Genomic DNA, 24,726 nt, shown 5'->3' with positions numbered 1-24,726 from the left:
CTAAGACGTGTGCGCCCGACGGCACTCGGTCACACCGCGTGGCCCTGGCGTACGGGAGCACAGCAGATCACTCGGGAGCAGGACCGCCCCTTCCGGTCGCTCCCGCACGCCACCCCCACCCGGCCCGATGCGCAGGAGGTGCGTACCCCCACATGACTCCGTACGTGAAGGACCGGGAGGACCACGGCACCACCGCCGTGCTCGGCCGCACCCGGGCGGCCGTGGAGCCCCTGATGCGCACGGCGGTGCGCTCGCTGCCCGGCGGTGTGCGGGCGGTGGCCGAGTACCACCTCGGCTGGCGCGACCGCGCCGGGGCCCCGGCCGCCGCCGGGGCGGGGAAGACGATACGGCCGGCCCTGGTGCTGGCCGCGGCGCGGGCGGTCGGCGGCCGCGAGGAGGAAGCCCTCGGCGCCGCCGCGGCCGTCGAACTCGTGCACAACTTCACGCTGTTGCACGACGACGTGATCGACAGGGATCCGACGCGCCGCCACCGTGCCACGGCCTGGCGGGTGTTCGGCAGCTCGGAGGCGATCGTTGCGGGCGACGCGATGGCCGCGCTCGCGGTGCGGATGGTCGCCGACCGGACCGAGGCGGTGGCCCGGCTGTCGGACTGCGTGATCGAACTGTGCGAGGGCCAGTACGAGGACTGTTCCTTCGAGACCCGCACGACAGTCGCCCTGACCGAGGCGATGGCCATGGCGGAGGCCAAGACGGGAGCCCTGCTGGGCGCTGCCTGCGTCCTGGGCGGGCTCTACGGGGGCGCTCCGCCGGCGGTCACGGTCGCCCTCGACGCCTTCGGGCGCGGCATCGGGGTCGGCTTCCAGCTGATCGACGACCTGCTCGGGATCTGGGGCGACCCGGAGATCACCGGGAAGCCGGTCGGCGCCGACCTGGCGGCCCGCAAGAAGTCCATGCCGGTGGTCGCCGCCCTGCTGTCGGGCACGGAGGCCGCCGCCGAACTCGCCGATCTCTACGCCGGCGCCCGGCCGCTCGGCGCCGCCGGGATCGCCCGCGCGACGGCCCTGGTCGAGCGGGCGGGCGGCCGCGACTGGGCGCAGTACGAGGCCTCCGTACGGGCGGCGCGGGCGCTGGAGTGCCTGGCCGAGGCCGTCCCCGACCCGGCCGCTACCGCCGAGCTGGTGTCGCTGTGCGAGCTGATCACCCGGCGGGAGGCGTAGGCCCTCTCTTCCGGAACTTGCCGGCCGCGCCGCGAGCCCGGCCTGACCGGCAGAACACTCCCCGACCGCGACGACACCCGTATCGCCGCGCAGCGAACCCCGCGGCCCCCAGGAAGACCGACCGAGAGGAAGGCCCGCCATGTCCGTCGACCCCAGCGCCGAAGCGAGCGCCGCCGAGCACCTGACCGCCGCCGCCCGGCAGAGCCTGAGCACCGAGGCCGCCCGGAACCTGGCCACCACGACCAAGTCCGCCCCGCAGATGCAGGGGATCAGTTCGCGCTGGCTGCTGCGGATCCTGCCGTGGGTGCAGACCGGCGGTGGCACGTACCGGGTGAACCGCACGGTCAGCTACACCCTCGGCGACGGGCGCATCACCTTCGTGAAGACCGGCACCGAGCTGCGGGTCATCCCGGCGATGCTGCGCGAGCTCGGGATGCTCCGGAACTTCCCCGACGACCAGGTGGTCAAGGCCATCGCCGACCGGTTCGTCAAGGAGGAGTTCCGCAAGGGCGACACCATCGTCCGGCGCGGCGAACCCGTCGACAAGATCTATCTCATCGCCCACGGCCGGATCGAACGGCTGAGTGCCAGCGCCTACGGGGACGAGGCGAGCCTGGACGTCCTGAGCGACGGCGACCACTTCGGCCACCACCCGCTGCCCGACGCCCGCTGGGAGTTCACGGCCCGGGCGCAGACGGACGTCGTGACGATGACCTTCAACCGAGGCGACTGGGACGCGGCGCTGAACAGTTCCGCCGCCCTGCGCCGGCACGCCGAGGCCTATCTGGAGGCCGAGCGCGTCGGCCGCAGGGGCAGCGACGCCGTCGACCTGTCGGCGGGGCACACCGGCGAGGTGATGCTGCCCGGCACGTACGTCGACTACGACCTGAGCCCGCGGGAGTACGAACTCAGCGTCGCGCAGACCGTGCTGCGCGTGCACTCCCGGGTCGCCGACCTCTACAACCAGCCGATGAACCAATCCGAGCAGCAACTGCGCCTGACCATCGAGGCGTTGAAGGAACGCCAGGAGAGCGAGCTGATCAACAACGAGGAGTTCGGGCTGCTGCACAACGCCGATTACGAGCAGCGCGTCTACGCCCGCACCGGCCCGCCCACCCCCGACGACATGGACGAGCTCCTCAGCCGCCGCCGCGGCTCCCAGTACTTCCTCGCCCACCCGCGCACCATCGCCGCCTTCGGCCGCGAGTGCAGCCGGCGCGGCCTGTACCCGGACAGCGTGGACTTCCAGGGGCACCGGGTCCCGTCCTGGCGCGGCGTGCCCGTGCTGCCCTGCAACAAGATCCCGGTAACGCGGGAGCGGACCAGCTCGATCCTCGTCCTGCGCACCGGCGAGGACAACGACGGGGTCATCGGCCTGCACCCGGTGGCGCTGCCCGACGAGTACCAGCCGGGCCTTTCCGTCCGCTTCATGAACATCAACGAGCAGGCGATCATCTCCTACCTGGTCACCGCGTACTACTCCGCGGCGATCCTGGTGCCCGACGCCGTCGGCGTGCTGGAGAACGTAGAGATCTCCCGTTTCGACGACTGACAGGGGGTGTCGGCATGACCGCTCGGCAGGAGACAAGCCCTTCGCGGCAGCCCTTCGAGCTGCCCGAGTTCTACCTCCCGCATCCCGCGCGCCTCAATCCCCATCTGGAGCAGGCACGGGCGCACACCCGTGCGTGGGCCGGGGAGCTGGGGATGCTGGAGGGCTCGGGCGTCTGGGGCGCGGCCGATCTGGAGGCGCACGACTACGCGCTGCTGTGCGCCTACACCCACCCCGAGTGCGACGCCCGGATGCTCTGGCTCGTCACCGACTGGTACGTGTGGGTGTTCTTCTTCGACGACTGGTTCCTGGAGCGTTTCAAGCGCTCCGGCGACCGCGGGGCCGGCCGGGAGGCGTTGGAGCGGCTGGCGCCGTTCATGCCCGCCGATCCGCGCGCGACGGTGCCCGAGCCGACGAACCCGGTGGAGGCGGGCCTGGCCGACCTGTGGCGGCGTACGGTGCCCGGCCACTCGGCGGACTGGATCGGCCGTTTCACCCTCAGCACCCGCAACCTGCTGTACGAGTCGCTGTGGGAGCTCGACAACATCAGCATCGGCCGGGTCTCGAACCCGGTGGAGTACGTGGAACAGCGCCGCAAGGTGGGCGGCGCGCCCTGGTCGGCGGGGCTCGTCGAGCACGCCGTGGGCGTGGAGGTGCCGCCGTCCGTCTCCGGGGAGCGGGCGCTGCGCGTCCTGCGCGACTGCTTCGCGGACTCGGTGCACTTCCGCAACGACCTGTTCTCGTACGAGCGGGAGACCGGGAGGGAGGGCGAGCTCAGCAACGGGGTGCTGGTCCTGGAGCGGTTCTTCGGCTGCACCACCCAGGAGGCCGCCGACCAGCTGAACAACATGCTCACTTCCCGGCTCCAGCAGTTCGAGAGCACCTTCTTCACCGAACTGCCGTTGCTGTTCGCGGAGAAGGGCCTCGGCCCGGATGGGGTCCTCGCGGTCCTCACGTACGCCCGCGGTCTCCAGGACTGGCAGTCCGGCGGCCACGAGTGGCACATGCGCTCCAGCCGGTACATGAACAGCCGCCCCGGCCGGACCGGCGCGGGCCTCACGAGCGCGGGCCTGCCCGGCGGCGCGGGCCTGCCCGGGTGGCTGCGCGGCCCCACGGGGCTGGGGACCACCGGCGCCAACATCAAGGCGCTGCTGGGCCTGACCGGCGGTGCGCGCCGGGTCCGCCGGTACACCCGCACCCCGCGTCCGGTGGGCCCTTCGGTGATCCCGGCGTTCTACATGCCGCTGCGGAACGCGCTCAACCGGCACCTGGAGGGCGCCCGGGAGCGGCTGATCACGTGGAACCGGGAGATGGGATTCTTCGACGAGGGCATGTGGTGGGAGGAGAAGGCCCGGGACTTCGACTTCGCGCTGTGCTCGGCGGGCATCGACCCGGAGGCCTCGCCGGAGGCCCTGGACATCAGCGCGGGCTGGCTGAGCTGGGGCACGTACGCCGACGACGCCTATCCGCTGGCCTTCGGCTCCACCCGGACCCTGGCCGCCGGCCGGGCTCAGACCGCACGGCTGCGCGCCTGCATGCCGCTGGACCTGTCCGCGCCGCCGCCCCCGGCCAATGCCATGGAGCGGGGGCTGGCCGACCTGTGGCGGCGCACGGCCGCGCCGATGGGCCCGCGCGGCCGGGAACTGTTCCGGGAGGCGATGGACCAGGTGCTGGACAGCTGGCACTGGGAGCTGGAGAACCAGGCGGCCAACCGGGTGCCGGACCCGGTGGACTACCTGGAGATGCGGCGGGTGACCTTCGGTTCGCCGATGACGATCGCGCTCGGGCGGATGGCGCACATGGACGTCGTCCCGCGGGAGGTCTACGCGAGTTCGGCCATGCAGTCGCTGGAGGCCGCGGCCTTCGACTACTCGGCCCTGATGAACGACGTGTTCTCCTACCAGAAGGAGGCCGAGTACGAGGGCGAGCTGCACAACTGTCTGATCGTCGTGGAGAACTTTTTCGACTGCGACCATCCGACCGCGTTGCGGATCGTGAACGACCTGATGACCTCGCGGATGAAGCAGTTCGAGCACGTGGTGGAGAACGAACTGCCCGTCATGTACGAGGACTTCGGCCTGGACGCGGCGGCCCGCGCAGCCCTGGACCGCAACGCCGAGGAGCTCAAGCGGTGGATGGCCGCCATCTACGTCTGGCACGTCGGGACGCGGCGCTACCGGGAGGAGGACCTCAAACGCCATCACGCGCACCGCCCGGCCGCGGTGGCGGCCGCCGCCGTCCCGGACCCGGCGGGCCCGCCGGCCCCGCCTGCCCCGCCGAGCGGGGGGCGCCTGTTGCCGGCGGCTCCGCACCGCGCCGGATGGGCCTGACGCGCTCGCTCGCCCGGCGCGCTCGCCACGGCGCGGCCCGTTCTCTCCGGAATGCGACATTCCCCTGGTCTCGTGAGGCAGGCGGCGGATAATCGTCCTCGTGCGGCTCGAAACAACCCTCTTGCCGCGCTTGGTCACGCATGCAATGGGGGGCATCGTGCCGATGAGGGAATCCGGGCCGCCCGGAACAACACTGCCCGCGACGTCCACCGAGATGTCCCGGCTGCTCACCGCCGTCCGGCGGGGGCGCGTACTGACGGTCACGGGAGGGTTGCGCGAGCCGCGGAGCCTGCTGGTGCGGGAGATCGCCCGGCGGCTCGCATCCAACTTCTACGACGGGGTGGCCGTCATCGCCCTGGAGCCGCGCCGCGGCGGCTACGGAGTCCGCGAACTGACGGCCGAGCTGGGCTGCTTACCGGGCATGCGCTTCCTGCCCTGCGGGACGGCGATCGCCGCCTCGTGGCTGGCCGAACGGGACATGCTGCTCGTCCTGGACGGCGCCGAGCAGCTCGGCCCCGAGGCTCTGGCCTGGCTGCGCTGCCTTCTCTCGGTGGCCCCGGGACTGCGGATCCTCGCGTCCGGACGCTGCCCGCTGGCGTTCGAGCAGGAGTGGGTCCACCGGCTCTGAGGCGGTCGGCCGCCGGACTCAGTCCGACTGCCGGCTGAGCTGGCGCCACACGGGGGCCGGACAATGCCCCTGGGGCCGGGTCTTGAGGAACAGCCGGTAGTCGACCTGGCGCGGCGGCCGGCCGATCTCCACCCAGTGGGCGCGGCCGGAGACCTTGTCCCAGCCGTCGTTCGGCATCCGGATGTGGTCGGACCGCCCGTCCTTGTCCTGGCTGGTGATCTGGGCGACCTCCGCGTGGTCGGCGTGAGAGGCCAGCACCACGCAGTAGTGGCGCAGTTGCCGCCCGGGATCCTCGCGGAGCGGCACCATCGCCAGCCATACCTCGCCCGGGGCCGGCCGCCGGGAGCTCTTGACGGCGATCGGACCGCCCCGGGAGGCGTCCCACCGGCGGACGGCCGCGACGAAGGCGAGCGCGACCAGCCCGGCGGCCAGGCTCTCGGCCGTCGCCCGGACGTTCCAGAGCGGCTGGTCCCCGACCTTGCTCTCCGTCCACCACAGGGCCGGGGCGACCAGGGCCAGCAGGGCCGCGGCCCGCGCGAGGAGCAGCCACCACAGGAAGGGGCGGCGCCTGCCGGCGAAGAACGCCAGGCCCAGGGCCACCACAACCGGGATGGCGTAGGTGATGAGGTACGGGACGAAGCCGTGCAGCTGCTGCGGCGGCGTCTGCGCCGCCATCAGGTCGGGCAGCGTCAGCGGAAGCGACAGCAGGTATCCGACGGTGGGCAGGACGAACATCAGGAACAGGACCGCCGCGCATCCGCCACCGGCGCAGGACGTGTTGGAGCCGCGTGCCACAGAACCCCCCATAGGTCACCGACCCGTGAACGCTAGCGCAGGGTGGGCTCCTCGGGCGGCAGTACCAGGATGATCCCGTTCCCCGCCGCGGGGTGATCCCGAGCGGGCGTACGGGGTACGGACGCGGGTCCGCCCCGGCCGGACACGGATCCGCCCCGGCCCGGGCACGGGGCCGGGCCGGGGCGGAGACGTCAGCGTGTGCGACTCAGGTGTCAGCCGAGGATGGCCAGCGCCTGGTTGAGCGTCGCGGACGGGCGCATGATCGCCGCGGCCTTGGTGGCGTCGGGCTGGTAGTAGCCGCCGATGTCGGCCGGCGAGCCCTGCACCGCGATGAGCTCGGCGACGATGGTCTGCTCCTGCTCGGACAGCGTCTTGGCGAGCGGCGCGAAGGCCGTGGCCAGCTCGGCGTCGTCGGTCTGCTTGGCCAGCTCCTGCGCCCAGAACAGGGCGAGGTAGAAGTGGCTGCCGCGGTTGTCGATGCCGCCCAGCTTGCGGCTCGGCGACTTGTCCTCGTTGAGGAAGGTGCCGGTCGCGCGGTCCAGGGTGTCGGCAAGCACCTGGGCGCGGGCGTTGCCGGTGGTGCTGGCGAGGTGCTCGAAGCTGGCCGCGAGCGCGAAGAACTCGCCGAGCGAGTCCCAGCGCAGGTAGTTCTCCTTGACCAGCTGCTGGACGTGCTTCGGGGCGGAGCCGCCGGCGCCCGTCTCGAAGAGGCCGCCGCCGTTCATCAGCGGGACGACCGACAGCATCTTGGCGCTGGTGCCCAGCTCCAGGATCGGGAACAGGTCGGTCAGGTAGTCGCGCAGCACGTTGCCGGTCACCGAGATGGTGTCCTCGCCGCGGCGGATGCGCTCCAGGGAGAAGGCCGTGGCCTCGACGGGGGAGAGGATCTTGATGTCCAGGCCCTCGGTGTCGTGGTCGGCGAGGTACGTCTTGACCTTGGCGATCAGCTGCGCGTCGTGCGCGCGGCCCTCGTCCAGCCAGAAGACGGCCGGGTTGCCGGTGGCGCGGGCGCGGGTGACGGCGAGCTTGACCCAGTCCTGGATCGGCAGGTCCTTGGTCTGGCAGGCGCGGAAGATGTCACCGGCGGCGACCTCCTGCTCCAGGACCACGTTGCCCGCGGCGTCGACGACGCGGACGGTGCCCGCGGCGGCGATCTCGAAGGTCTTGTCGTGGCTGCCGTACTCCTCGGCCTTCTGGGCCATGAGGCCGACGTTCGGCACCGAGCCCATCGTGGACGGGTCGAAGGCGCCGTGCGCGCGGCAGTCGTCGATGACGACCTGGTAGACGCCCGCGTAGCTGCTGTCCGGGAGGACGGCGAGGGTGTCGGCCTCGTTGCCGTCCGGGCCCCACATGTGGCCGGAGGTACGGATCATGGCCGGCATGGAGGCGTCGACGATGACGTCGGACGGGACGTGCAGGTTGGTGATGCCCTTGTCCGAGTCGACCATGGCGAGGGCCGGACCGTGGGCGAGCTCGGCCTCGAAGGAGGCCTTGATCTCGTCACCGATGTGCGGGACGCCGTCCAGGCCCTTCAGGATCGCGCCGAGGCCGTCGTTCGGGGACAGGCCGGCCGCGACGAGGACGTCGCCGTAGCGGGCGAACGTCTTCGGGAAGAAGGCGCGGACCACGTGACCGAAGATGATCGGGTCGGAGACCTTCATCATCGTGGCCTTGAGGTGCACGGAGAACAGGACGCCCTCGGCCTTGGCGCGCTCGATCTGGTCGTTCAGGAAGGTGCGCAGCGCGTCGACGTGCAGGACGGACGCGTCCACGACCTCACCGGCGAGGACCGGTACGGACTCGCGCAGCACGGTGGTGGCGCCGTCGGCGGCCACGTGCTCGATGCGCAGCGTGCCGGCCTCGGCGATCACGGCGGACTTCTCCGTGGAGCGGAAGTCGTTCTCGCCCATGGTGGCGACGTTCGTCTTCGACTCGGAGGTCCAGGCGCCCATGCGGTGCGGGTGCGTCTTGGCGTAGTTCTTGACCGAGGCGGGGGCGCGGCGGTCGGAGTTGCCCTCGCGCAGGACCGGGTTGACGGCGCTGCCCTTGACCTTGTCGTAGCGGGCGCGGATGTCGCGCTCCTCGTCGGTCTTCGGGTCGTCCGGGTAGTCCGGGAGGGCGTAGCCCTGGCCCTGGAGCTCGGCGACCGCGGCCTTCAGCTGCGGGATCGAGGCCGAGACGTTGGGCAGCTTGATGATGTTGGCTTCCGGCGTCTTCGTCAGCTGGCCGAGCTCGGCCAGGGCGTCGGCGATCCGCTGGCTCTCCTGGAGGTACTCCGGGAAGCTGGCGATGATCCGACCGGCCAGGGAGATGTCACGGGTCTCGACATTCACACCGGCCGTCGACGCGTACGCCTGGATCACAGGCAGGAACGAATACGTCGCGAGGGCCGGGGCCTCGTCAGTGTGCGTGTAGATGATGGTCGAGTCAGTCACCGGATGCTCCGCTCCACAGTCTGCGTCTCTCGTCTGCAACATTGCTCGACATCAAGATATCTCGTGATCGGGCCGGTCTGGACAGCCCCCTGCCACGAGCCTCGGGAGACGCGTGTCACGCCCGTCACGCGAGGGCGCCACCGCCGACGTGTGGCGTCGGCGGCGGCGCCCGGGTGTACGGGTGCGCGGGCCGGTCAGGCGTAGACGGCCTTGGGGCTCGGGCCGTGCGCGTTCGGCGCGGGCCGGCCCTCGGTGGCCATGAGGACGATGAGCCAGATCCAGCCGAGGAGGGGTATCAGGACGAGCAGGTACCACCAGCCGGACCTGCCCGTGTCGTGCAGCCGGCGCACGGTGAGGCCGATGCACGGCAGGAGGATCGCCAGGGTGTAGGCCCCGGCGAGGATGCCGTGGGTGCCGAGCGTGACGTCCAAGGTCACGATGACGGCCTCGACCACCAGGTTGCACAGGACGAACATCCAGAACTCCTGGCGGCGGGCGCGCCCGGTGAAGACGGCGTACTTCTTCAGCACATCGGTGTAGTGGTGCACGATTCCCCCCGGAGGACGGATGGTGGGCCCGTCCTGGCGGATCAAGCCGGGGCAGAATTTATGCCCCGGTTACCGGCCGGTCAAGGTTCCTTCCCGCATCGCCCGATCGGCCCCGCGGCGCCGCCGTCGAGACCCGGGGCCCCGACGGCGCACGCGTCAGCCGATGTGGAAGGAGTCGCCGTAGACCTTCCAGTCGAGGGGGGTGTCGAGGTTCAGGTTGCCCTTCTTCAGGAAGACCCGCTGTGCGGTGTCCACGCGACTGGTGTCGCTGTGGGCCTCCTCCTGCTTCATCGCCCAGACACGGGCGTCGAGGAAGGCGTTCAGCCAGGCCGTCTCGCTGCCGCCCTGGGCCGGGGGCTTCGCCTTGGACAGCGCCCGCTTGCGGATGTTGCGGAAGCTGGTGGAGTCGCCGCCGTCGCCGTGCATGACGATGGCGTCGTAGTAGATGAACTGGCCGAGGGTGCCGACCCCGTCCGACTTGCCCTGCTTGACCGCCGGGTTGAAGTAGACCCGGTCGCGCTCGTGGTCCTGGGCCTTCCTGAACTCGGCGTCCTGGGCCGCCTTCGCCCAGTCCTTGGTGAAGTTGGGGTCGAGGCCGGCGTGCGAGTCGGTGCCGTCGACCTCGCGCAGGGCGGGGAGGTACTTGGCGAGGACGTTGCCCGGCTTGACCTGGGTGTAGTACTCGACGAGGTCGAGCATGTCGCCGGTGCCGGAACAGAAGCCGATGATGCCGGCCGTGTAGCCGCGCTCGTCGCCTATGTCCTCGATGTACTTGTACTGCGCCTTCCAGTCCAGCGAGGAGTTCTCCGCACTGGAGACGATCTTCATGGCGATTTCCTTCTTCGCCGGATCGTCCAGGCCGACGGCCGCCGCCGTCACCTTCGCGGAGGTGGAACCTGCGTCGGCGGCCGTGGCGTGCGCCGCGACCGGTACGGCGAGGAGTGCGCTGCCGAGCAGGGCGCTGATGACCAGTGTCTTGCGGTGGGGGGCGAACACAAGGCCTCCGTGGGGTAGTTGAGGCTTCCCTGGTTTGGTTAGGAAACTTTACTACCAGAGTTCGTGAATCCTCAAGACCCGTACACGCGGGCCTCCAGCATGCGTTCGGCGTCCGGCCATTCGGGGCGCGTGATGCTGTACACGGCGGTGTCGCGGATCCAGCCGTCGCGCATCACCATGTGGTGGCGCAGCACCCCCTCGTGCGTGGCGCCGAGCCGCGCGATCGCCGCCCGCGACCTGGTGTTGCGTACATCGGTGAGGAGCTCGACGCGGTTCATGCCCATCACCTCGAAGGCGTGGGTGAGCATGAGCAGCTTGGCCTCCGCCCGCCTGTTCCCTGTGATCATCAGTGACGGGCGGACCCTACCGGCGGCTCCCGGCCGTCCTCACCGGGTTTTCGCGAGGGATTCAGAGCCAGCCGTTGCGCCGGAAACCGCGGTGGATGACGAAACAGGCGACGGCCATGAGGACGAGGACGAGCGGGTACCCGTACGTCCAGTGCAACTCGGGCATGTGGTCGAAGTTCATGCCGTAGACCCCGCAGACCATGGTCGGCACGGCGACGATGGCCGCCCAGGCCGTGATCTTGCGCATGTCCTCGTTCTGCGCGACGGTCACCTGCGCCAGGTGTGCCTGCAGGATCGAGTCGAGCAGGTTGTCGTAGGCGCTGATCTGCTCGGTGGCCCGGGTCAGATGGTCGGCCACGTTCCGGAAGTACGCGCGCGCCTCCGGCGGGATGACCGGTATCGGCTGGGTGGCCAGCTGCTCCAGCGGGCGGCTCAGCGGCGCCACCGCCCGCCGCAGCTCCAGGAGTTCACGCTTGAGCTGGTAGATCCGGCCGGCGTCGCCGCGTCCGCCGTCCTCGCTGAACACCGCCGTCTCGACGGCGTCGATGTCGTTCTGCACCGCGTCCGTGACGGCCACGTAGTCGTCGACCACGTGGTCGGCCATGGCGTGCAGAACGGCCGCCGGCCCCTTGGCCAGCTGCCCCGGGTCGGCTTCGAGGGCCTCGCGGACCGGGCCGAGGGTGCCGCGGCCGCCGTGCCGGATGGTGATGACGAAGTCCTCGCCGGTGAAGGCCATCAGCTCGCCGGTCTCCACCACCTCGCTGGTCGCGGTCAGCTCCTCGTGATCGACGTAGCGCACGGTCTTGAAGACGGAGAACAGCGTGTTGTCGTACCGCTCCACCTTGGGGCGCTGGTGCGCGTGCACGGCGTCCTCGACGGCGAGCGGGTGCAGGCCGAACAGCTCGGCGAGCCCGGCGAGTTCCGACTGTGCCGGCTCGTGCAGCCCGATCCAGACGAAGCCGTCGCCCGTCTTGCGGACCCGGCGCAGCGCCTCCTCGGCCTCCGCGCAGCCGTCCTGGCGCACGCCGTCCTGGTAGACGACGCAGTTGACCACGGCACTGCCGAGCGGCGAACGGGCCGGGTGACTGAGGTCGACGGCGCGCCGGTAGCCGCGGCGGACGACCCGGCGGAGGTTGCTGAACATGGACAACGGCGTGCTCCTCTTCGGCTGATCAGCGGCCAGTCTGCCATCACCCCAGACGCCCCCTGGGCTGCGGTCATGCCGCGGATCGAGCTGCGCGCTCACGTCCGGTCGATGAACACGCTGGTCGATTTCACCCGCGCCGTGGCGCGGCCTGGCCGATCGTGTAAAACTCCATGCTCCGCAGCCTAGGGGGTCCTCAGGGGGTCGCCCGCGAGGGCCTGCGGAGCGCCTCCCCGGCGGTCTCCGCGACCACCCGCGCCACCATGGACAGCGCCGGCGAATCCAGCTTCCACTGCTGCCAGTACAGGGGCACGTCCAACGGCCGCCGCGGCGCCAGCAGCACCAGCTCCCCCGTCCGTACCAGCGGCCTCGCCTGCTGCTCCGGAACCATCCCCCACCCCAGCCCCGCGACCACCGCGTCACGGAACCCCTCCGAGGTCGGTACGGCGTGCCGCACCGGCCCGGCCCCGCTCGCCGCGTCCCCGGTCAGCGACTGTACGAAGCGGTCCTGGAGCTCGTCCTTCCGGTCGAAGACGATCACCGGCGCCCGCCTCAGGTCCTGAGCCAAGGAGCCCGCCAGACGGCTCGCCGCGAAGCCCGGGCTCGCCGCCGGCAGGTACCGGGCCAGGCCCAGCGTCCGTACGCTGCAGCCGGCGACCGGGTCCGGCGAGGAGGTCACCGCGGCCATCACCTGGCCCTCCCGCAGCAGCGCCGTCGTGTACGACTCGTCCTCCCGGTGCAGCTCGATGCAGACGGGTGGATCCTGCGGTACCCGCGCCAGCGCCGTGAGGAACCAGGTGGCGAGGGAGTCCGCGTTCACCGCGATCGGCAGCCGCACCGGTCCCAGCCCCTCGGCCATGCCCAGCTCGGCCCGCGCGTCCCGCTCCAGCCGGGCCAGCTGCCGGGCGAAGCGGACCACCACTTCCCCGGATTCAGTCGCCCGCACGGGCTTCGTCCGCATCAGCAGCACCCGCCCGGTGCGCTGTTCCAGCGCCTTGACCCGCTGGCTGACGGCGGAGGGCGTCACGTGCAGGGCGGCCGCCGCCGCGTCGAAGGTGCCCTCGTCCACCACCGCCAGCAGTGTCCGTACCTGGTCGAGAGGAAGCTCATCCATCACGAGTGCTAATGGTACGTAAAAATCTTTAGCTGTACTGAACCCGATGCGCTGCCTACGGTCGAAGGCATGACACACGGCATCATCACGGCGGCCCTCGCCGGCTTCGGCACCGGACTCTCCCTCATCGTCGCCATCGGCGCGCAGAACGCCTTCGTCCTCCGCCAGGGCGCGCGCCGCCACGCGGTCCTCGCCGTGGTCGCCATCTGCGCCGTCTCCGACGCGCTCCTGATCGCCCTCGGCGTCGCCGGGGTCGGCGCGTTCGTCACCGCCTGGCCCGCCGCCCTCACCCTCGTCGGGATCGCCGGGGGCGGATTCCTGATCTGTTACGGAGTCCTCGCGGCCCGCCGGGTGCTGCGGCCTACCCCGGGCGCCGCCCTCAGTACGGACGGGGCCACCGCCGGGTCCGGCCGCCGGGCCGTACTGACCTGCCTGGCCATGACCTGGCTCAACCCGCACGTCTACCTGGACACCGTCCTGCTCCTCGGCTCCCTCGCCGCAGACCGGGGCGACCTGCGCTGGGCCTTCGGCATCGGGGCCGGCCTGGCCAGCCTGACCTGGTTCGGCACCCTGGGGTACGGGGCCCGGCTGCTCAGCGGTCTGCTGGCCCGCCCGGCCGCCTGGCGGGTGCTGGACGGCCTGGTCGCTGCGACCATGGTCACGATGGGCGGCCTGCTCCTGGCCCGCGCCTGACGTCCGCATGCCGGGCCGTACGCGATAGTGCCAGGGCACGCCCAACGCCGCGTACCGACGCCCCCTGGAGCCCACCGTGCCCGACCGCCCCTCCCCCGACGAGGTGCGGGCGTACTACGCCACCCAGCCCGCCCCGCTCGTGGCCGCCACCGGCATCATCGTGGACACGCACGGGCGGGTACTCGTACTCACCACCTCGTACAAGGCGGATCTGGAACTGCCCGGCGGCACGGTGGAGGACACCGAGACCCCGGAGGCGGGGCTGGCGCGCGAGTTGGAGGAGGAGCTGGGCCTCACCGTGCCCGTCGGCCGGCTGCTCGCGGTGGACTCCCGGCCGCCCGGCCCGCTCGGACGCTCACTCGTGGTGCACGTCCACCTCGTCGGTCCCCTGCCGCCGGCCGAGGCCGCCGCGCTCTCCTTCCCGGACGGCGAGATCACCGAGGCGCGCTGGCTCGGGCCGGACGAGGCCTGCGCGGCCCTCCCCGCCCGCATCGCACCCCGGCTGCGCGCCGGCCTGGCCGCCCTGCACACCGGCTCCGTGGCGCACCTGGTCGAGGGGGTGCCCCAGCCCGGCTCCCCGGCCGGCCTCGACCCGGCCGACCGCGCCGCCCTGGAACACGCGGGCACCCTCGACGCCGCGGGCCACCGCGCCAGCCGCCCGAAGGCGCTGACCGCGGCGAGCGTGCTGTTCACCGATGCCGACGGCCGGATCCTGCTGGTGCGGCCCGCGTACGGCGACACCCGCCGGTGGCAGCTGCCGGGCGGCGGCATCGACAGCGACCTCGGCGAGACTCCGCGCGCGGCCGCCCGGCGCGAGGTCCACGAGGAGATCGCCCTCGACGTCGCCCCGGGACGCCTCCTGGCCGTCGACTGGTCCCACAAGCCGGGCCGGCTGGCCCGCGTCCGCTTCGTCTACGACGGCGGCGTCCTCGACGCCCGGGCCCTCGCCCGGATCCGGCTGAACCCCGGCGAGCACCTCGAATGGCGTACGGCCTCCCCCGTCGAACTCCGCGACCTGCTCAAACCCTCACTGCGCCGCCGCGTCAAGGCCTGCCTCACCGCCCGCGCCACCGGCACGGGCCCCCTGGAACTCCACGCGGGCCGCCCGGCCCAGGCCGACTGACCGCTGCTGCCCCCGGCCTCGTCGCACCGGGGACGGGGGCAGCAGCCTTCGGACGGGCCCAGCTCCCTGGACGTTCAGCCCTCTTTGACCGGCACGCTGAATCCTCTGTTGCGGATCAGGACGCGCTCCACCTCATCGCCGATCTCGAACGTGCCTTCCACGTCCGTGGGCGTGATGACTTGCGCGACGAGCCCACTGGGCTCGTCTTCCGTCAGGTTCAGGTGCAGCTCGTCAGGGGTGGGGACGAGCGGTGGGGACGCAAGTTCCAACTTGAGCTTGAAACCCGGTGTGTGGCACGAGCACGTGCCCTTCACCGCAACCCGGCGCCCGCCCTTGCCGTCCCGGTATGCCGTGGCAGTGAAGTCCTGAGCGCCGGCGTCGCAGGCGAAGTCGTTCGTGGGCTCAGACATGGCTACTCCCCTCGTCTACTCGTTGCTTGACAGGTCACACGCGCATCCAGTCTCAGTACGCTCGATGACCGCCGCAATCGGAGGCGGGGTTTTCCCGCACATGGCTGCGCCTGTCGTGCGGGTCCTCCCGGGCGGTGATATGCAGCAAGGAAGTCCCGGGCCTGTGGGCATGGAGAAGGACCCCAAGAACTCGGTGTCCCGGTTCCGGGCCGCCCGTACGGTCCGGCGGGCACCAGGCCAGGCCCACAACCCCTCCCGCGGCGGCCGTTCCATGCTCAGTGTTTGCCACCGGCGGCCGAGGTGAAGCGGAGTACCGGCGCGGTGACCACAGGGTCTCCCGGGGAGGCCACGGACCACAGACCGCCGTCGATCTCCGCGGCAGGCTTGCCGCTCCCGGGTACGGCCGGTGCGACCCGAGCGCTGACGAACTCTCCTTCCTGGGGAACGGGGAGGCCGAGCTGACGGGCGAAGTCCTGGTGTGAACGGTAGTCGCCCATGATGATGATCCCCTCGTGCCGCAGTGCCGAGCGGGACCCGCCGTTTCCGCGGATGCGCTTCATGTAGTCCTTCTGCTGAGCCACGCTGCGGACCACGTTGCGTCCGATCCGACGCTGCTGGACCCGCCGGAACAGTTCGTTGAGCCGCGCCTGGCCGGAAGGCTTGTCGAGGACGGCCTCGCGGTCGGTGTCGGGCATGTGCAGCAGAATGTTCTCCGGGAGTTGCGCGCTGTGCCAGAGCCAGCGGACCTTGTCCCGGTGCTCGGCCTTGACCGTGCGCTTCAGGTCCCGGTTGTTGCCGGAGTTGAGCCACTCGGGATTCAACCGCAGCAGGCCGGCGCTCCACCGGCTCAGGTTGTCATCCGCCCAGACCAGAAGGCAGAGGTGGCCCATTGCCTCGGGAGGGAGCATCCAGCCGCCGAATACGACGCTGAACTTGCAGTCGACGTCGACCCCCGCGATGCGGAAGTCCATATCGTGACCGTCCTCGAAGTGGAACTCACGCTGGATCGCGATGTCCACCAGGGTCCCGAGGTGCGTCTTCTCCGTCTTGAACAGGTCCTTCACGTCGTAGCGGCCGGTCCGAGGGCCGTCGAGCACCTCGTCAATGGCGTCCCGCAGGACACGTCCCATGCGCGTGCCGTCCGGGTCCGCGGCCAGCACGGCGCGGGCCACCGCGGTGAGTTCCGGGTCGTCCGCTCGCGTGTCCGTAAGCCGGTTCAGTACCTCGGCGGCGTGGGCCGGCCTGTTCTTGGGGTAGGTGGCCAGGAGTTCCGTGACGAGCGCGTCGAACGCGGGAGGGGCGCCGGTGCGGAGTCCCGGGTGGAGATGCGGGCCTCCGTGCACCCAGGCGTTGCGCACTGCGCGGGCGTCCCGGGCAGGAGCCGCACCCGTGGCCATCGCGTAGAGCAGGCAGCCGAGTGCGTACAGGTCGCTGCGGTGGTCGGCCGTGTTCTCGAAGAGTTCCTCGGGCGACCGGTACGGGGGCAGGGGACCGGACAGCTCGGGGGTGCTCCCCCGGTGCCCGTCGCCGTCGGTGCCCGGCATTCCGTGGGCACCCAGCCCGGGATCAGTGACGAGTATCCGCCCGTCGCGGCGCACCACCAGGGCCGAAGGGCTGAGATCCAGGTGGAGCAGGCCGTTCAGGTGGAGCTGGGCGAGGACCCCGGCGATCTGTCCGCCGACCGCTCTGATCACCTCCAGGGGCAGTTTTCCGGGGGCAAGGTTCAGCAGTTGCCCGAAGTTCTCCTCCCCGTCGACCGGATCCGTCACGAGGTACGGACGACCGTCGTGGAACCCGGAGCCGCCGACACGCGCCAGCCCCTGGATGTCGAGTGTGGCCAGCCGATCTGCGTCGGCGAGGAACCTGTGCCTTCCGGCTTTGCTCGTGATGGGTGTGTGGAACAGCTTGAGGCCCACCTCCCGGCCCTGTTGCTCGTCCGTCGCCCGCCAGATGTCCGACGTCGCTCGGCCGTGCCGCCGCTGGTCCAGCCGGTAGCGTCCGTCGACAAGCGTGCCCGGCCCGTCTGCGAGCGTGCTCGGGCCACGGCCCAGCCTGCGTACGGTCTCCTCGGTCACCGCCACCAGGGGTTCCCCGTCCGGGCGGCCCCGCACCCCCTCGGTGCCCCCGGTCGGCACCACGACGGGGAACTCCCCCGGCCGGGACCCGGCGTAGTGCTGGATGACGGCGCCGATGCGCGCGGCCGCCGAGCGGGGCAGGGTGCGCAGCAGCACCTCACGTACCCCTGGGCGGAACGCGTAGTGGCCCGCGACGGCAGTCCTCCCGGGGGGCGCCGTGAGCAGGCCGCTGAGGACCACCTCGGCCAAGTGCTGCGGTTCGGGCCGCGCTTCCGTGGCCCTTTGGACCAGCCGCATCATGGGAAGGCTCGGTTCGCCCACCGCCAGGTGTGCGGCGAGCCGGAGGGCTTGCGGCGAGGCGTGGGCACGGAAGCCCAGGACCAGTTCCTCCGGGGAGAGGGCGCGGGGGACGGCCCGTCCGGTTTCCAGAGGGACGGCCGACGGGTCGGTGGGCAGTGTCGCAACCACCCCCGGCACTTCGGTCCCGGGTGGTCCCGCCACGAGTTTCGCCCAGTGTTCGAACCAGCGGGCGGAGGGTTCCAGCAGCGGCAGCGGCAGCCCGGCGGGCCCTTCCCCCGGCGTGTCGAACGGCGCGAACCGCAGGGCCGAGTTGGGAGCGGCCGGTCCGCGTGCCGTCAGCAGACCCGCTGAACCGGGGAGGGCGGTGCGCCGCCAGAGCCGTTCGGGAAGGGGCTGGACCACCGCCACCGGCATCGTTCGCGCCCAGCGGCCCAACGTCCGGTACCAGTCCGCGGCCGCCTCGCTCCCGGCATACCACTGGGGGCCGCTGCAGTCGCTGAGGATGAGGGCCGCGGCGCGGCCGTCGCGCGGCGGCAGAGCGGCCGGCCGCCCCCCGGGCGACTGGCGCAGCCGCCCGCCCCGAGTCAGTTCCAGGGGCCGGATCCCCCGGAACGCGCCTGTCTGCCCGATGACGCGGTGCAGCTCCCGGAACAGCGGGCGCCAGAGGGGCATCGTCGGCCCCGCGTCGTACACGAGGTAGAGGGTGAGCCAGCGCTCGGGCTTGGCCCGGAGTACGGGTAGCCAGGTACCGGGGAACGCGCCCTGGCGGGCGATCCGGTATGCCGTGCTCCGCTCGTCCAGCTCCGTGTCCAGGGGCGAGGGCACCCGGCGGCGCAGCGGGCGCAGGGCCCGCTGGAGCGGGAGGGGGTGCCCCAGCATGGGCGGCAGTGGGGCCGACAACGACGCGTACTGGCCGCCGTCGCCCGTCTCAGCGTCGGACCGGTGCGACAGCGGAAGGCCAGGACGGCCCGGGACCTGCGGCGGCGCCGGTTCACCGCCGGCGACCGCGGAATCCGCGGCGTCAGCAGGTGCGGAGGTGGATGCTTCACGCACCGGCTCGCCGGAGCCTGCCTGCGCGGCGTGCGGGGGCGTGCCGCTATGACCCGCCAGCCAGATCAGCTCGGCGAGCTCGGTCGCGGTCGCGCCGCGCCCGCCCGCCCGTTCGAGGACGTCGAGGAGCCGCTTCAGTTCAGAGGCGGACGGCTGAGCCGGCTCAGAAGTCATGGAACTCCGCCGGGCCGAGATGGGTCATGAGGCTGGCGGCCAGGGCCTGGCGCGACTCGGCCTCCAAACCGGGGATCCTGGAGAGGTAGATGGCGTTGAGCAGCTGGTCGGTGGCCAGTTCACCCGTGCTGCTGCGCTCCAGGAACGTCTCGATCATCCGCTTCGTCTCCCCGTCCCCTTCCCCGAGATGCGCCCGCACGATCGCTTCCAGATGGTCCGGCTCGGGCCGGCGGAGGTGCAGAGGCACGCACCGGCGCAGGAACGCGGGCGGGAACTCCCGCTCGCCGTTGCTGGTCAGCACGATGAACGGGAAGGCGCGGCAGCGCACGCGCCCCCGGTCGACGGCGACACGGCTTTCGCTGCCCGAGACCATCAGCCGCGCCGTGGGCGTGTGCCGGGCGGCACGAACCAGCTCCGGGATCTCGTACTGCCCCTCCTCCAGCACGTTGAGCAAGTCGTTCGGCAGGTCGAGGTCGCTCTTGTCGATCTCGTCGATGAGCAGCACGCGGGGCCGCTCGTAGGGGAGCAGGGCGGTCCCCAGGGGTCCGAGCCGCAGGTGGTCCTCGATGGCGTCGCCCGCGGGGTCCCCGTCGCCGGACTCCGCCGGCCGCACCCGCCCCGCAGCCTTGCTGGCGGCGTAGAGGCGGGCCATCGGGTCGTACTGGTACAGGCCGTCCTGGAGGGTGCTGCGGCTGGTGACGTTCCAGCGCAGCACGGGCCCCAGCTTCAGTTCCCTGGCCACGGCATAGGGCAGGGACGACTTGCCACTGCCGGGCGGCCCGGAGATCAGCAGCGGCCTGCGCAGGACCAGGGCCGCGTTCACCAGTTCGATGCTTTCCCGCGTGGCCCGGTACGTGCTCGCCCGGTGCTTCCGGTCGGGGGATGCGGAGTCGTCCTCCTGCAGAGGAAGGGGCAGCGCCGGTCCGCCGTCGAAGGCCCGCCAGGGCGGGGGGCCGGGCAGGCGGGACACGCCGTCGTGTGGCTCTTCCGTACCGGTGTACACGGGCCACGTGGACATGGGAGTTCTCCAGATCGCTCGGCTGTCGCTCAACTGACCGGGGACTGCGGGTAGATGTTCGCCTCCGGGAAGCACCGCGGATCCTCCCAGACGAGGGTGAGGCCGGCGGCCCAGTGCGGTTCGGACTCCTCGGCCATGTACGCCTCGCTCCGCAACTCACGAACGTGACGGGGGAGGTCTGCCGGGGGCAGCGAAGCCAGACGCTCCTCCAGGGAATCAAGGAACCGGGTACCGGCGCAGAAGTGTTCAGCCGTGGGACCCCCGTCGCGTCGGCACGTACAGACCGACCGCGGCCAGACGATGACGGGCACCGCCGCGTTCAGGCCCGCCTGCAGCAGACTCCGCGCCTGATCGGTGTCGGGGGGCGACCCGTATCCCACGGCCGTGTGCTGCCCCCTGAGCCGGACGGTGAGCTTGGCGGGGTCCTCGAGGCTCCCGCACTCGACCCGGTGCCACGCGGTGCCTGCACGCCGGTCGAGGGTCTGCCAGACCTTCTCCAGCTTGAACTGGAGCCTGGACTGCCGGCGTCGGCCGACATCCATCACCACGACGGGCGAAGAACATCCCAGCGGAGTCGGGTCGTCTGCGCTCGTGTGCCACTCGTCGACGGGCTCGCCGAGCCAGTCTCCGGGAAGCGCGAAGGCTATGAGCTCGTCCCCGCTGCGATCGATCTGCCGGAAGGCATGGTCGAGGCGTTCCCTCACGTACTCCTGCACGTACCGCCTGGCGAGGGTGTTGGTGGCCACGAGTTGCGCGCGCCCGTCGCGGATCGCGTAGATCGAGACGAGGTACGCGTCGTGGTCGGCGCCGCTGCGTTCGATCTCGACCAGGACCGGGGACCACTTCACGTCCGAGTCCTCCACCGGGCGGGGCTTCGGTTTTTGCGGCGCCGTTCCCTTCAGGTGGTCTCCCGCCCACGTGTACAGCGCACGGCGGACGGCCAGGTCCTGGGCTCGGTCGGCGAGGAACGCGGCGAGGTCCGCCCAGGGCGAGGTCCCCGGGACGGGGCTGACCTCTGTCAGCAGGAACCAGGCGACGTCCCACAAGGACAGGAACCCGCCGGCGGGCGGGAGCGGCGGCAACGGGGTCAGCGGTTCCATGACGCTCCGGTACGCGGCCTCCGGGGCGCAGTCGTCCGCGCACCCCTCGACGAGGTCACGCAGCCGGGCCACCGCCTCGGGAGCGTGACCGGGCACGGGCACCAGTCCTGCTGCACCTGGCCAGTGCCGGACGAGCGCCCGGGAGGGGAGCATCCTTCCTCCCCCTCCCGCCGGGTACCTGGCGGTGACCATGCCCACCACCTCGCCGGTGTCCTCCCGCACGACCGCTGCTCCGCTGAATCCCTGCTCCAAGGGCTGGCCGTGGCCCGTCCAGGCCTCCAGCTGGAGCCACTCCCCCGCGATCAGCTGGTCGCTGGTGCTCCGGAACTCGCCGAGGATCCCCTCGTCGTAGCCGCGGGGAAAGCCGTACGCGGTCAGCTTGGTCACCGGATGCGTGTACGCCGCGTCGACGGCGGCGAACCGGGCCGGCGTCACGCTCACCGGCCGATCGAGTTCCAGCACCGCGACATCGCCCCGGGCCTGGTCCGCCCTGGGCCAATGGCCTCCGGCGATCACGGTTGCTTCGAGCGCGCCGAGGTCCGGGTGCTGGGCGAACCTCACCTGGGCGCGCTCCGCGCCGTCCACAACGTGTGCGCAGGTCATCACATGACGGTCGGTCACCAGAAACCCGGAGCCGATACCGCCCGCACAAACCTGCACCTGCCAGGACTGCGAGCCCATCAGCCGGCCGGGGTTCCCCCATCGGCGCCTGGCGTCCAGCTGAGTTTCACCACGAGATGCCCCTCCATGGAGGTCTTGGCGATGACCGCCCCGGCCTCGGCGGTGAGCTTCACGCCGAACTCGATCTCGACTGCGTCGGGCTTGAGCTGTCCGTCGCGGAAGACGCGCAGCGCCGACTCGGCCGCGGTGTGGATGCTCTCCAGCGCGCCGTTGAAGGTCTGCCCCGCCTGCCGCAGCACACCGTCCCCGCGGGACACGGGCCGGGCGCCGCGGCTCTCTTCGTCGACGGCAACCACGACCGAAGCGCCACTGTCCGTCTTGAACTCGAGCAATTCGTCCACATGTCCCCCCGCACTAACCTCGAAACAGCAACATCATTCTATGACCCCGCCAACCCCCGGCTCACGCCTCCTCGTCACGGCCGGCTCCCACCTCCACGGCGCCCACCCGGGCCACGACACCTGCGTCGACGCGGTGCTGAACCCCTCCCTGACAAGCGGACACCCGCCGACACGGGACTCTGGTCCCACCCGGCCCCCAGAAACGGCCAAAAGCCGTGTCGGATTTCTCCAACACGGCTTCTGACCTGCGACTCTTTCGAGTCGGGACGACAGGATTTGAACCTGCGACCCCTTGACCCCCAGTCAAGTGCGCTACCAAGCTGCGCCACGTCCCGATGCGCGCTGACCTGGGGTTTACCCTGGCTGAACGCGCAGGAGAACAATACCGCACTTCGCGGGGTGGTCGCGCGCACCTTTCGCTCCCCGGCACGGGGCGGGCAGCTTCTTGACCTCGACCGCACTTGAGGTTGCATGATCCATGCATGACGCAGGCAATCGCGGACACGGGATTCCGCTACGAGGATCTGGGCCGGCTCATCGGCCTCATGACCGGGGCCGAGAAACACGGGGGCCCGCCGCCACCTCCACGCTCGACGTGCTGTGGGTGCTCTACGACCGGGTACTGCGGGTGGCGCCCGGGACCGCCGAGGACGCCGGGCGGGACCGGTTCCTGCTGTCCAAGGGGCACGGGCCGATGGCGTACTACGCCGTCCTCGCCGCCAAGGGCTTCTTCCCGGCCGAGTGGCTGCCCGGCTTCGGCTCGTACGACTCGCCGCTCGGGCACCACCCGGACCGCACCCTCATCCCCGGCGTGGAGATCGGCAGCGGGTCCCTGGGGCACGGGCTGCCGCTCGCCGTGGGCAGCGCGCTCGGGCTGCGCGCCCAGGGGCTGGACGAGCCGGCGGTGTGGGTGCTGATCGGCGATGCCGAGCTGGACGAGGGCAGCAACCACGAGGCGCTCGCCTACGCGGGCTCCGCCGGGCTGGAGCGGCTGCACACGGTGGTGATCGACAACGACTCCGCGACGCACGGCTGGCCCGGCGGGATAGCGGCCCGCTTCGAGGCGGCCGGCTGGTCCGCGGCAACCGTGGACGGACGGGACCACGCCGCGCTGCACGCCGCGTTCACCGAGCCGCATCCCGGCCGGCCGCATGTCGTGGTCGCCCGGGTCGAGAAGAAGTTCTGAGGGCGGGGAGAGCCATGGACACCATGCGGGAACGCTTCATCTCGGTCACGTCGGACCTTCTCGACGAGGATCCCCGGCTGGCCCTGGTGCTCGCCGAGATCACCATGGACGGCTTCCGCCCCGCCCAGCAGCGGCATCCGGACCGGGTGATCAACGTCGGGATCAGGGAGCAGCTCCTCGTCGGCGTCGGCGGCGGCCTGGCCCTCACCGGCCTGCGACCGGTCGTCCACACCTTCGCCAGCTTCCTCGTGGAGCGGCCGTTCGAGCAGGTCAAGCTGGATTTCGGGCACCAGGGCACGGGCGGCGTGCTCGTCAGCGCGAGCGCCAGCTACGACTGGCCGGCCGGCGGATTCACACACATGGCGCCGGGCGACGTGGCCCTGCTCGACACCCTCGACGGCTGGACGGTGCACGTCCCGGGCCATCCGGACGAGGCGGAGGCGCTGCTCCGCCACGCGTACGCCGCCGGTGACGACAAGGTGTACGTCCGGCTCTCCCAGCAGTCGAACACGGCCCCGCGTCCGGTGGATGGCCTGCGGTTCCAGACCGTACGGGAAGGACGGGCGGGTGTGGTGGTCGCCGTCGGCCCGCTGCTCGACAACGTCCTGGCGGCGACCGAGGGCCTGGACCTGACGGTGTTGTACGCCCCCACCGTGCGCCCCTTCGACGACGCCGGCCTGCGCGCGGCGGCCCTGCGCGGGCCGACCGGCCGCGCCGCGGCCGACGTGGTCCTCGTCGAGCCCTATCTGGCGGGCACGTCCACGGCCGCGGCCAACGACGCCCTGGCCGACACCCCCCACCGGGTGCTGGGCCTGGGCGTGACACGGGCCGAACTGCGCCGCTACGGCACCATCGACGAGCACACGGCGGCGCACGGCCTGGACCCGCGGTCCCTGCGGGAACGCATCACGGGGTTCCGGACGCCGAACTGAACACCGCGGCCTGCCTCCCGCCCGCCCACCCGCGGCGGCACGATCTCCGTGCCGCCGCGCGCGTTCAGCCCGCGCCGCCCTCGGACAGCTCCGGATGGGCCGCCGCCACCCGTTTCGGGGCGGCCTGGAGCCAGGAGTCGATGAGGATCGAGCGCAGTTCGCCTTCGTCCTCCACCGCCTCGAGGCGGACCCGCAGCCAGGCGTAGTTGTCGTCGTGGCCCTCGCGCACGAAGAACTTCTCCGGCTCCGCAGCGATCAGCTCGGCCCTGTCCTCTTTGGGGCACTTCACCCCTATGGAGGTGTCGTCGTCGCCCAGCGCGGCGAAGACCTTCCCGCCCACCCGGAAGGTGGGCATGCCCCAGGCGAGCTTCTCGCTGCTGTCCGGCAGCGACAGGGCGATCGTACGGACGTCCTGCGCGGTGGTGCCCATCCCGCGACTCCTCTCCGGCCACCGGTGAACCCTCGTCCACGACCGTAGACCCCGCCACTGACATTGATACTCGTAGCGGGTTCCGGTGGTCGTGGCTCTGCCACTGACTGACGCCCTGCTGGGCTGTCTTCCCGTTGTACCGTCCGGCT

The 24,726-nt window shown here is 71.5% G+C and carries 20 protein-coding genes, 1 tRNA gene and 1 pseudogene; 8 read left to right on the top strand and 14 right to left on the bottom strand.

What is annotated here, in order from left to right; translation table 11 throughout:
- Window positions 1-152 precede the first annotated feature (152 nt).
- From AB0D48_RS28615 to AB0D48_RS28600, 4 genes are all read left to right on the top strand, one after another.
- Window positions 153-1,178 carry a polyprenyl synthetase family protein gene (locus AB0D48_RS28615; RefSeq protein ID WP_362403041.1) on the top strand — a complete coding sequence of 342 codons (1,026 nt, stop codon included), beginning with the start codon at window positions 153-155 and terminating at the stop codon, window positions 1,176-1,178.
- Between the two features lie 139 nt (window positions 1,179-1,317).
- On the top strand, window positions 1,318-2,730 hold the full coding sequence (locus AB0D48_RS28610) for a family 2B encapsulin nanocompartment shell protein (protein WP_362403038.1): 1,413 nt from the start codon (window positions 1,318-1,320) through the stop codon (window positions 2,728-2,730).
- A gap of 14 nt (window positions 2,731-2,744) precedes the next feature.
- Entirely contained in the window at window positions 2,745-5,057 is a 2,313-nt protein-coding gene (locus AB0D48_RS28605) for a germacradienol/geosmin synthase (RefSeq protein ID WP_362403035.1), read from the top strand.
- Window positions 5,058-5,214: 157 nt separating this feature from the next.
- Window positions 5,215-5,685 carry a hypothetical protein gene (locus AB0D48_RS28600; RefSeq protein ID WP_362403032.1) on the top strand — a complete coding sequence of 157 codons (471 nt, stop codon included), beginning with the start codon at window positions 5,215-5,217 and terminating at the stop codon, window positions 5,683-5,685.
- A gap of 18 nt (window positions 5,686-5,703) precedes the next feature.
- Here the strand turns inward: AB0D48_RS28600 and AB0D48_RS28595 are convergent, their stop codons facing one another.
- The 7 genes from AB0D48_RS28595 to AB0D48_RS28565 form a co-directional block, all read right to left on the bottom strand.
- Entirely contained in the window at window positions 5,704-6,480 is a 777-nt protein-coding gene (locus tag AB0D48_RS28595; protein ID WP_362403029.1) for a hypothetical protein, read from the bottom strand.
- A gap of 212 nt (window positions 6,481-6,692) precedes the next feature.
- Window positions 6,693-8,915 carry an NADP-dependent isocitrate dehydrogenase gene (locus AB0D48_RS28590; RefSeq protein ID WP_362403026.1) on the bottom strand — a complete coding sequence of 741 codons (2,223 nt, stop codon included), beginning with the start codon at window positions 8,913-8,915 and terminating at the stop codon, window positions 6,693-6,695.
- Between the two features lie 194 nt (window positions 8,916-9,109).
- Complete coding sequence (locus AB0D48_RS28585; RefSeq protein WP_362403127.1) at window positions 9,110-9,505, bottom strand: DUF805 domain-containing protein; 396 nt, start codon at window positions 9,503-9,505, stop codon at window positions 9,110-9,112.
- 114 nt (window positions 9,506-9,619) lie between these two features.
- The gene (locus AB0D48_RS28580; protein WP_362403023.1) at window positions 9,620-10,459 is read right to left on the bottom strand and encodes a chitosanase; all 840 of its coding nucleotides are present in this window, start codon (window positions 10,457-10,459) and stop codon (window positions 9,620-9,622) included.
- A 71-nt stretch (window positions 10,460-10,530) separates the two neighbouring features.
- Window positions 10,531-10,806 carry a GNAT family protein gene (locus AB0D48_RS28575; protein ID WP_362403020.1) on the bottom strand — a complete coding sequence of 92 codons (276 nt, stop codon included), beginning with the start codon at window positions 10,804-10,806 and terminating at the stop codon, window positions 10,531-10,533.
- 61 nt (window positions 10,807-10,867) lie between these two features.
- Window positions 10,868-11,950 carry a magnesium/cobalt transporter CorA gene (gene corA / locus AB0D48_RS28570; protein ID WP_362403017.1) on the bottom strand — a complete coding sequence of 361 codons (1,083 nt, stop codon included), beginning with the start codon at window positions 11,948-11,950 and terminating at the stop codon, window positions 10,868-10,870.
- 196 nt (window positions 11,951-12,146) lie between these two features.
- Window positions 12,147-13,064, bottom strand: coding sequence for a LysR family transcriptional regulator ArgP (locus AB0D48_RS28565; RefSeq protein WP_362403014.1), 918 nt, complete (start codon window positions 13,062-13,064; stop codon window positions 12,147-12,149).
- Between the two features lie 69 nt (window positions 13,065-13,133).
- Between AB0D48_RS28565 and AB0D48_RS28560 the strand changes: the two genes are divergently transcribed.
- Both AB0D48_RS28560 and AB0D48_RS28555 read left to right on the top strand, forming a co-directional pair.
- Window positions 13,134-13,757 carry a LysE/ArgO family amino acid transporter gene (locus AB0D48_RS28560; RefSeq protein ID WP_362403011.1) on the top strand — a complete coding sequence of 208 codons (624 nt, stop codon included), beginning with the start codon at window positions 13,134-13,136 and terminating at the stop codon, window positions 13,755-13,757.
- 76 nt (window positions 13,758-13,833) lie between these two features.
- Complete coding sequence (locus tag AB0D48_RS28555; protein ID WP_362403008.1) at window positions 13,834-14,880, top strand: NUDIX hydrolase; 1,047 nt, start codon at window positions 13,834-13,836, stop codon at window positions 14,878-14,880.
- A 74-nt stretch (window positions 14,881-14,954) separates the two neighbouring features.
- Here the strand turns inward: AB0D48_RS28555 and AB0D48_RS28550 are convergent, their stop codons facing one another.
- The 6 genes from AB0D48_RS28550 to AB0D48_RS28525 form a co-directional block, all read right to left on the bottom strand.
- A complete protein-coding gene (locus AB0D48_RS28550; RefSeq protein WP_362403005.1) occupies window positions 14,955-15,290 on the bottom strand; it encodes a hypothetical protein in 336 nt (111 codons plus the stop codon).
- Window positions 15,291-15,565: 275 nt separating this feature from the next.
- On the bottom strand, window positions 15,566-18,889 hold the full coding sequence (locus tag AB0D48_RS28545) for a NaeI family type II restriction endonuclease (RefSeq protein ID WP_362403002.1): 3,324 nt from the start codon (window positions 18,887-18,889) through the stop codon (window positions 15,566-15,568).
- Window positions 18,879-19,907 carry a MoxR family ATPase gene (locus AB0D48_RS28540; protein WP_362402999.1) on the bottom strand — a complete coding sequence of 343 codons (1,029 nt, stop codon included), beginning with the start codon at window positions 19,905-19,907 and terminating at the stop codon, window positions 18,879-18,881. Before AB0D48_RS28540 ends, AB0D48_RS28545 begins: the two co-directional genes overlap by 11 nt.
- A gap of 29 nt (window positions 19,908-19,936) precedes the next feature.
- The gene (locus AB0D48_RS28535) at window positions 19,937-21,688 is read right to left on the bottom strand and encodes a trypsin-like peptidase domain-containing protein (protein WP_362402996.1); all 1,752 of its coding nucleotides are present in this window, start codon (window positions 21,686-21,688) and stop codon (window positions 19,937-19,939) included.
- Entirely contained in the window at window positions 21,688-22,029 is a 342-nt protein-coding gene (locus tag AB0D48_RS28530) for a CU044_2847 family protein (protein WP_362402993.1), read from the bottom strand. The genes AB0D48_RS28535 and AB0D48_RS28530 overlap by 1 nt, the downstream gene beginning before the upstream one ends.
- A 261-nt stretch (window positions 22,030-22,290) precedes the next feature.
- A tRNA-Pro gene (locus AB0D48_RS28525) sits at window positions 22,291-22,364 on the bottom strand.
- Window positions 22,365-22,511: 147 nt separating this feature from the next.
- Between AB0D48_RS28525 and AB0D48_RS28520 the strand changes: the two are divergent.
- Together AB0D48_RS28520 and AB0D48_RS28515 are read left to right on the top strand one after the other, a co-directional pair.
- Window positions 22,512-23,215 (top strand): annotated as a pseudogene (locus AB0D48_RS28520) (transketolase).
- Between the two features lie 14 nt (window positions 23,216-23,229).
- On the top strand, window positions 23,230-24,147 hold the full coding sequence (locus AB0D48_RS28515) for a transketolase (protein ID WP_362402990.1): 918 nt from the start codon (window positions 23,230-23,232) through the stop codon (window positions 24,145-24,147).
- A 64-nt stretch (window positions 24,148-24,211) separates the two neighbouring features.
- Here the strand turns inward: AB0D48_RS28515 and AB0D48_RS28510 are convergent, their stop codons facing one another.
- Complete coding sequence (locus AB0D48_RS28510) at window positions 24,212-24,577, bottom strand: MmcQ/YjbR family DNA-binding protein (RefSeq protein WP_362402987.1); 366 nt, start codon at window positions 24,575-24,577, stop codon at window positions 24,212-24,214.
- Between the last annotated feature and the right edge of the window lie 149 nt (window positions 24,578-24,726).

It is taken from the genome of Streptomyces sp. NPDC048269 (genome assembly GCF_040652395.1).
Classification (GTDB): Bacteria; Actinomycetota; Actinomycetes; order Streptomycetales; family Streptomycetaceae; genus Streptomyces.
This window is presented reverse-complemented; position numbering and strand designations above follow the sequence as displayed.

Coding starts and splice junctions, on each gene's coding strand:
- AB0D48_RS28615 (WP_362403041.1), top strand. CDS start 153: ATGACTCCGTACGTGAAGGACCGGGAGGACCACGGCACCACCGCCGTG.
- AB0D48_RS28610 (WP_362403038.1), top strand. CDS start 1,318: ATGTCCGTCGACCCCAGCGCCGAAGCGAGCGCCGCCGAGCACCTGACC.
- AB0D48_RS28605 (WP_362403035.1), top strand. CDS start 2,745: ATGACCGCTCGGCAGGAGACAAGCCCTTCGCGGCAGCCCTTCGAGCTG.
- AB0D48_RS28575 (WP_362403020.1), bottom strand. CDS start 10,806: ATGATCACAGGGAACAGGCGGGCGGAGGCCAAGCTGCTCATGCTCACC.
- corA (WP_362403017.1), bottom strand. CDS start 11,950: ATGTTCAGCAACCTCCGCCGGGTCGTCCGCCGCGGCTACCGGCGCGCC.
- AB0D48_RS28565 (WP_362403014.1), bottom strand. CDS start 13,064: ATGGATGAGCTTCCTCTCGACCAGGTACGGACACTGCTGGCGGTGGTG.
- AB0D48_RS28560 (WP_362403011.1), top strand. CDS start 13,134: ATGACACACGGCATCATCACGGCGGCCCTCGCCGGCTTCGGCACCGGA.
- AB0D48_RS28550 (WP_362403005.1), bottom strand. CDS start 15,290: ATGTCTGAGCCCACGAACGACTTCGCCTGCGACGCCGGCGCTCAGGAC.
- AB0D48_RS28545 (WP_362403002.1), bottom strand. CDS start 18,889: ATGACTTCTGAGCCGGCTCAGCCGTCCGCCTCTGAACTGAAGCGGCTC.
- AB0D48_RS28540 (WP_362402999.1), bottom strand. CDS start 19,907: ATGTCCACGTGGCCCGTGTACACCGGTACGGAAGAGCCACACGACGGC.
- AB0D48_RS28535 (WP_362402996.1), bottom strand. CDS start 21,688: ATGGGCTCGCAGTCCTGGCAGGTGCAGGTTTGTGCGGGCGGTATCGGC.
- AB0D48_RS28515 (WP_362402990.1), top strand. CDS start 23,230: ATGGACACCATGCGGGAACGCTTCATCTCGGTCACGTCGGACCTTCTC.
- AB0D48_RS28510 (WP_362402987.1), bottom strand. CDS start 24,577: ATGGGCACCACCGCGCAGGACGTCCGTACGATCGCCCTGTCGCTGCCG.